The following is a 6,743-nucleotide window of genomic DNA, read 5'->3' as shown; positions in this document are numbered from 1 at the left end:
CCCGGTACAATACCGGGACCATTTATTAGCTGCTTAGGCACTTTTTTATACTGTCCGTAAAATGGGGCACAGTTCAATATAACAAGGCTTCTTTTTAATGAGCTTCTCCTATAATTATAGTGTTTTTTATTAAGATACAGATTTAAGTTCCTTTGCTAAATGGGGTACAGCCACATCGCCATCAAGCTAAGGTGAATTTGTATCATCATAACGAAAAAAGCGCTATTCTTTTTGTAGAAATATACAGGAAGGATGGCGTTTTCTATGAGTTTTTCTGTTTCAGACGAAATGAATCTCTTTTCTCAAGAACTTCAAAACTACTTATCTCCGTCTTCTCTACAACAATTAGCTAAAAAAGTTGGGTTTGTTCAACGTACAAGTAAATATCAAGCACAAGAATTAATTGCTTTATGTGTATGGCTTAGTCAACAGGTCGCGAGTACACCACTCATACAATTGTGTAGCCGTCTCGAAGCATCTACAGGTGTCCTCATGAGCCCTGAAGGGCTTAATCAACGATTTAATGGTTCAGCCGTACAGTTTCTTCAACAAGTTCTAGCTAATCTTCTAACTCAAAGAATTCATTCAACACAAGAAATACTTCATCCATACTCCACGACTTTTAAACGTATTCTTGATCCTAGATTCTACAACATTTCAACTTCCAGATAAGTTTGCTTCACATTATCAAGGTTCTGGCGGAAGTAGCCATACCGCAGGTGTTAAAATCCAACTTGAATATGACTTATTGAGTGGGAAGTTCCTCCACGTTTATGTAGGAGAAGGGAGAGAAAATGATAAAACCTTCGGTTCCACGAGTCTACTAACCATTCAACCGAAAGACTTATACATAAGGGATTTAGGGTATTTCGACTTACACGACTTACAGAAAATGAATGATGAAGGTGCTTACTATGTCTCACGTTTGAAGTTGAATTCTCGTATATATCGTAAGAATGATGAACCAGAGTTTTTTCGAAATGGGACTGTGAAGAAAGGTACTCTCTTTATTCAGTTAGACACGGAAGAGCTTATGAATCAATTACAACCTGGTCAAACACTTGAAATTTCAGAAGCATACATTGGGCTGTATCAAAAACTACCCGCCCGAGTGATTATTCATCGACTAACTGAGGTACAAACAGAGAAAAGATTGAAAGAACAAGCAAAAAAAGAAAAGAAGAAGGGCATTATCTATAGAGACCGAAGCAACGATTAAGTGGAATGAACGTATATATTACAAATCTTTCTTTAGAAGACGTTCCAACGGAACATATTCATGAACTGTATTCGTTACGTTGGCAGATTGAAATTCTATTTAAGACATGGAAATCTTTCTTTCAAATTGACAAGTGCAAAGAGATTAAGAGGGAACGCTTAGAGTGTCACTTGTATGGGCAACTTATTAGCATTTTACTCTGTTCATCTACGATGTTTAGAATGCGTCAGTTACTTTTAGATAAGAAAAAGAAGGAGTTAAGTGAATATAAATGCATCTATATAATAAAAGACTATTATTTATTGTTTTATCAAGGATTACAAAAGGACGCCAAAGAATTATCAAAAATTTTTCTACGTCTGTTTCACCTTTTGGAGAAAAACGGACGGAAATGTCATCGTTATAACAAGAAAACGGTCTTTGATATCTTAGGTATTGTGTATGATTGTACGTCACAAAAACTTAAAGCTGCCTAATATTTTTTTAAAAAACCTATTTGATGGTTTTTTTGTCATGCGCATTTTTAGTGTTACCATAGCAAATTAAAGAGAACACACTTTTATATTATCTCTTGTGCGCTTAGCTTGATGGGCATGTGGGTGCACCCCTGTATAGAAAAAGTTCACATTATATTTAATAGAGGAATTAAAAAGTTTTATTCGTGTCTTAACGATGTAAATCCACATTTTCCTGACAACACTAAAAAAAATAAAAGAGCTATTCAAATTTAACTAGTTGAATAGCTCCTTTATTTTTCATTCATTATCATCCTAAATACTGTCTAATCTAAAAATCCTTTTTAGAAAAACAAGAGTCCTAGTGAAATAACAATACCACTTACAAAAAGAGTCAATACACAGTAACCCATAATATCTTTTGCCTTTAGACCAGCAATAGCAAGAGCAGGGAGTGCCCAGAATGGTTGGATTAGATTAGTCCATGCATCTCCCCAGGCAACCGCCATAGCCGTTTTTGGAATGGATACATCAAGTGCTATCGCTGCATCCAGCATGACAGGAGCTTGAACCGCCCATTGACCTCCACCAGAAGGTATGAAAATATTGACCAATCCTGCACTTAAAAACGCAAATAACGGGAATGTAAATTCATTAGATATTGAAACGAAACCATTAGATATAACAGTAGCTAAACCTGATGCTGTCATCATACCCATAATCCCCGCATAAAAAGGGAATTGGATGATGATCCCACTCGCTCCTTTTACTGCATTAACAACAGCCTCTAAAAAGTGTTTTGGAGTACCATGAAAGAGAATTCCTAAAAATAAGAATAAGAAATTAACAATATCAAGATTTAGTTTAAAACCGTTAAGTACAAAATAATAGAAAAGAAAAACAATCCCTAATATCCCAATTGATAGAGAGATAATCCGGCTATTCTCAAGCCTCTCAGCAGGAGTCAAATCCTCTTTTTCAATAGTAGCTGCCTGGACATCATCCTCTAGGAGAGCAAGATCTACAGTCACTGTTTGTTCCTTTGAAGGCATCATGAATCGATTAACTAATGGAACGATTATGATTAAAGCTATAACAATAAAAAGATTAAAACTAGAAAATATCGTTTCACTTGTTGGGATAATACCAATTAAATCTTCGGAAAAGTGGCCTGGAGTAGCAATAGTCAATGGAGTTGATCCAGATATTCCACCATGCCAGATGAGAAATCCAGAATAAGCACTCGCAATTAAAAGGCGATAATCAACATTTTCTACTTTTTTCGCTAATTCTTTAGCGAACAAAGCCCCAATAACAAGTCCGAATCCCCAGTTTATCCAGCTTGCTACGAGAGAAACGACACTTACAATAATAATTGCCTGACCTGGAGATTTAGCCATAGATGCAAGAGCACCTAATCCCCTTTTAAAAATTCTGCTACTAGCTAATACATGTCCAGTTACTAAAACAAGAACCATCTGCATAGCAAAAAGAAGCAATCCCCAAAATCCATTTCCCCAATGCTGAGCCATCTGATAAGGCCCGCTATCGGTGAAAATAAGTCCCAATCCAAACACAACAAAAGTTAAAATAATAACAAATATAAATGGATCGGGTAAATATCTCTGCATAACACGATTAAAAAAGGCTACCATTACTTTCAACTTTTTATCCTCCTTTTTAAAATCAACCCCCCTTTGTAATTTCTACAATTATTAACATATTCCTCTATTAGGGATCCTGCCTGGCGGTACCCCATGCCCATCAAGCTACAACGTAAATTACTAGATACCAAATGATCATTGTTTCAAAACTAGCCAGTAATGGAAAATTAGGCATGACAAAGAAGCCTAATCAAAACACAATTTTTTTTTGCTAGGCAGCCTGTCTGTCCTTCACCGTCGTTTCATACACAACGCCAAGAATATCAAAGACAGTCATCTTCTTATACCGATGGGATTTACGACCATTCTTTTTGAGTAGATGATAAACCCTATTCAGTATTTTTAAAAGTTCTTCTTTGCCAACTGCCATTGCTTGAAATAATAGTTGTTTCATTTTTCATTGGTACTCATATAGACGGTAAATCAGATGACCACGGCAGGACTTTGTCTATGTATAAAGAATGAGGTGAGAAAGAATAGAACTATTATCAATACTATTAAAAAATCGATTGAACCATAATCATGTAGATAATCGTTCCACCCGCAATAGAGAGAAGCATCTGTTTCTTCCAAAAGTGAAGCAGAGCTACCGTAACTACTCCAATAAATTCAGGGATACCGTGGCTACCGGATATTAGGCTTACATCTTTGAAGCAATATATTACTAACAGTCCCAATGTCGCCAAAGGTAACACTTTGCCAAGATACTGAACATATGCTGGTGTGGGTTTACCCGATGGGAAAATAGCGAATGGAAGAAACCTTGTAAGCATTGTCCCTAAGACCACCATAGCGATCGTGATGATCTGTTGCGTTAAACTCATCATCATATTGTGACCTCCCCCTTTTCTATCGGTTTTCTAAGAATGGTCAGCATCCCCAAAATAGCGGCCATAGCAGGGATGATGAAGGTGTTTCCCCCAAAAATAATAAGGCTTACTGTCGAAAGTCCAAGCCCCACGAGCGCAATTTGGTGTTTTTTCTCTTTCATCCATTGTTCAATGAAGATTACAACAAAGAGAGCAGTCATAACAAATTCAAGACCTTCTGTGTTAAATTGCACAAGAGATCCAAAAACTCCGCCTATTGTTGCTCCTAAAACCCAATAGAAATGATTGAGAAGAGTTACAAAAGTCATAAACCAGACCTTGTCCACATCTTTTGGAACATTAACGGTACCATTAATGGAAAAAGATTCATCGCACATTCCATAAATCAGATAATATTTTCTCTTCCCTGTTCCCCTATACTTATCAAGCATGGAAATACCATAAAATAAATGGCGTGCATTCACCATTAGAGTTACAAAAAGGGCATTAATCGGATTGAACGCAATGAGCAATAAATTAGCTGCAACAAACTCCATGGATCCCGCAAATATTGTAAGACTCATTATAATTGGGTAAATTGCACTAAAACCCAAAGAGTTCATATAAATTCCATAAGCAATTCCCAAAAAAACAAATCCTGCAAAAATTGGAATTGTAAAAGGAAAGGCCGAACGAAATGCCATCCATATTTGATTTTTTTTGTTCATATGATTCACATCCTAAGAAGTTAGTATTTTTTCAAATTTAACACATTAAATCCATACACTAAACAAGAACATTGTATGGAATACAATGTTCTTCACTGGTGGTTCTAATAGATTTTTTTACTTTCTTATGGGTTCTTTTTTCGAGACGTTCTTTCACATTCACAAAATCCATACAATAATGCTATTATTGTATGAAAATATTGAGAGAGGTGACTTATGCCAGTAAATTCATTTGATAATTATCCAATGTCCTGGAAACCTGATAAGAAAGCATTGAAACGTCCTTTTTACTATTCAATCGCGTCTTTACTTGAACAAGATATTATAGAAGGCTTTTTAGCACCTGGAACAAAGTTACCCCCACAACGAGAATTGGCAGACTTTCTTGACCTAAACTTTACAACTATTACCCGCGCCTACAAATTATGCGAGTTTAAGGGTTTGATTTATGCGGTTACTGGAAGGGGGACCTTCGTTGCTCCTAATGCAGCCCGTTCCATTACCATTTCTACAGATAAAAGCACAAACAATATCGATCTTGGTTTTGTAGCCTCTTTTGAGCAAACCAATAATATTGTTGCAGAGAATATAAAGACGGTTTCAGATAAAAGTTATTTGGACCAACTACTGAATTACAATGATCCGACAGGTATCCCTCATCAAAAAAAAGCAGGGCTAAATTGGATGGAATCATTCGGCATTAACGCAGACACAGAGCATGTAGCCATTGTTTCTGGAGCCCAAAACGCATTGGCTATTACATTGACTGCGTTGTTTAAGCCTGGTAATCGTATTGCAATCGATTTACATACATATTCAAATTTTATCGAGTTAGCAAAATTGCTTCACATACAATTAGTACCCATTCCCGGAGATCAATTTGGAATGCTGCCAGACGAACTTGCAAAGCAATGTTCTCAAACTAAGATTCACGGTATTTTTCTAATGCCTTCTTGCAGCAATCCTACCACTGTTATGATTTCAGATTTCAGAAAACATGAATTGGCTGCAATCATACGAAAGTACCGTTTAATTTTGATTGAGGATGATATTCATGCCTTCCTAACAGCAGGCATTATCTCTGATTATCATCAACCCATGTTTAATTTACTTCCAGATCAGACCGTTTATATATGTGGAACATCTAAATGCATTTGCTCAGGATTAAGAGTCGCCTTTATGGTCTATGGGGATGCTTTTCGCGAGAGTATTTTACAAGCTATTTTTAAGATCAATGTAAAGACGTCCTCTCTAGATGCAGAGATAATCACGGAGCTTATTTTGTCAGGAAAGGCTCATGAAATTGTTTCCCAAAAGAAACAGCTTGCACAGGCTGCAAATGATATTTATTCGGAATATTTCCCTATCGGAAATCCTATGGGACATCCTTTTAGTTTTTATCGTTGGCTTTCTATCCAAGAACATATAGATCCGTTACAGTTGGAAACGGATTTAAGAAAAAAGGGCATTCGAATTTTTCATTCCGATCGTTTTCTTAGCGGACCGACAATACCCAATAAGTATTTGCGTGTTTCACTTTCGTCAACAAACTCATTAGATGAGTTGAAAATTGGATTAGAAACACTTAAAAATTATTTGGATAGTTTATAAAGGCTAAAAGCAACAAAAAAGAGCTCACCATATGAGGTGAACCCAAAAAGCTAGACACCTTATTTAATTAGGCAGCCTTGAGGGCATGAACCCGGTAAACTACCGGGCTCATGCCTCTTTATTTCACCTTGATTCGTTAATGCTTGCAGTAATGGATATATTCTTCTTGTTTGAAATGCTCCATGCTTTCAAATTCTTGAACATAGAGTAACTCGGATTTTAATTGGCCAAAAAATTAGGTATTGATAAGTTAACCA

The 6,743-nt window shown here is 36.3% G+C and carries 4 protein-coding genes and 3 pseudogenes; 2 read left to right on the top strand and 5 right to left on the bottom strand.

The features are described 5' to 3' along the window. Positions 1-264 precede the first annotated feature (264 nt). Positions 265-1,695 (top strand): annotated as a pseudogene (locus tag SB775_RS24745) (IS4 family transposase). A gap of 323 nt (positions 1,696-2,018) precedes the next feature. Here SB775_RS24745 and SB775_RS24740 read toward each other — a convergent pair. The 4 genes and pseudogenes from SB775_RS24740 to azlC all read right to left on the bottom strand — a co-directional run bounded on the left by SB775_RS24740 (position 2,019) and on the right by azlC (position 4,875). After that, positions 2,019-3,329: a short-chain fatty acid transporter gene (locus SB775_RS24740; protein WP_410863788.1), complete on the bottom strand. Its 1,311-nt coding sequence runs from the start codon at positions 3,327-3,329 to the stop codon at positions 2,019-2,021. 220 nt (positions 3,330-3,549) lie between these two features. Then, positions 3,550-3,723 (bottom strand): annotated as a pseudogene (locus tag SB775_RS24735) (IS4 family transposase); the annotation flags it as partial. A gap of 112 nt (positions 3,724-3,835) precedes the next feature. Further along, entirely contained in the window at positions 3,836-4,168 is a 333-nt protein-coding gene (locus SB775_RS24730) for a branched-chain amino acid transporter permease (RefSeq protein WP_410863787.1), read from the bottom strand. Next, positions 4,165-4,875 (bottom strand): azaleucine resistance protein AzlC, encoded by a 711-nt coding sequence (gene azlC, locus SB775_RS24725; RefSeq protein ID WP_289319740.1) that lies wholly within the window; start codon positions 4,873-4,875, stop codon positions 4,165-4,167. Before azlC ends, SB775_RS24730 begins: the two co-directional genes overlap by 4 nt. A 216-nt stretch (positions 4,876-5,091) precedes the next feature. Here azlC and SB775_RS24720 point away from each other — a divergent pair, with 216 nt between their 5' ends. Further along, on the top strand, positions 5,092-6,486 hold the full coding sequence (locus tag SB775_RS24720; RefSeq protein WP_410863785.1) for an aminotransferase-like domain-containing protein: 1,395 nt from the start codon (positions 5,092-5,094) through the stop codon (positions 6,484-6,486). A 118-nt stretch (positions 6,487-6,604) separates the two neighbouring features. Here SB775_RS24720 and SB775_RS24715 read toward each other — a convergent pair. Continuing rightward, positions 6,605-6,721, bottom strand: a pseudogene (locus SB775_RS24715) (IS3 family transposase); the annotation flags it as partial. Positions 6,722-6,743 lie beyond the last annotated feature (22 nt).

The sequence above is a fragment of the Peribacillus sp. SIMBA_075 genome (assembly GCF_046534585.1).
The sequence above is the reverse complement of the archived record's forward strand: the minus strand, read 5'-3'. Positions and strand labels throughout refer to the sequence as shown.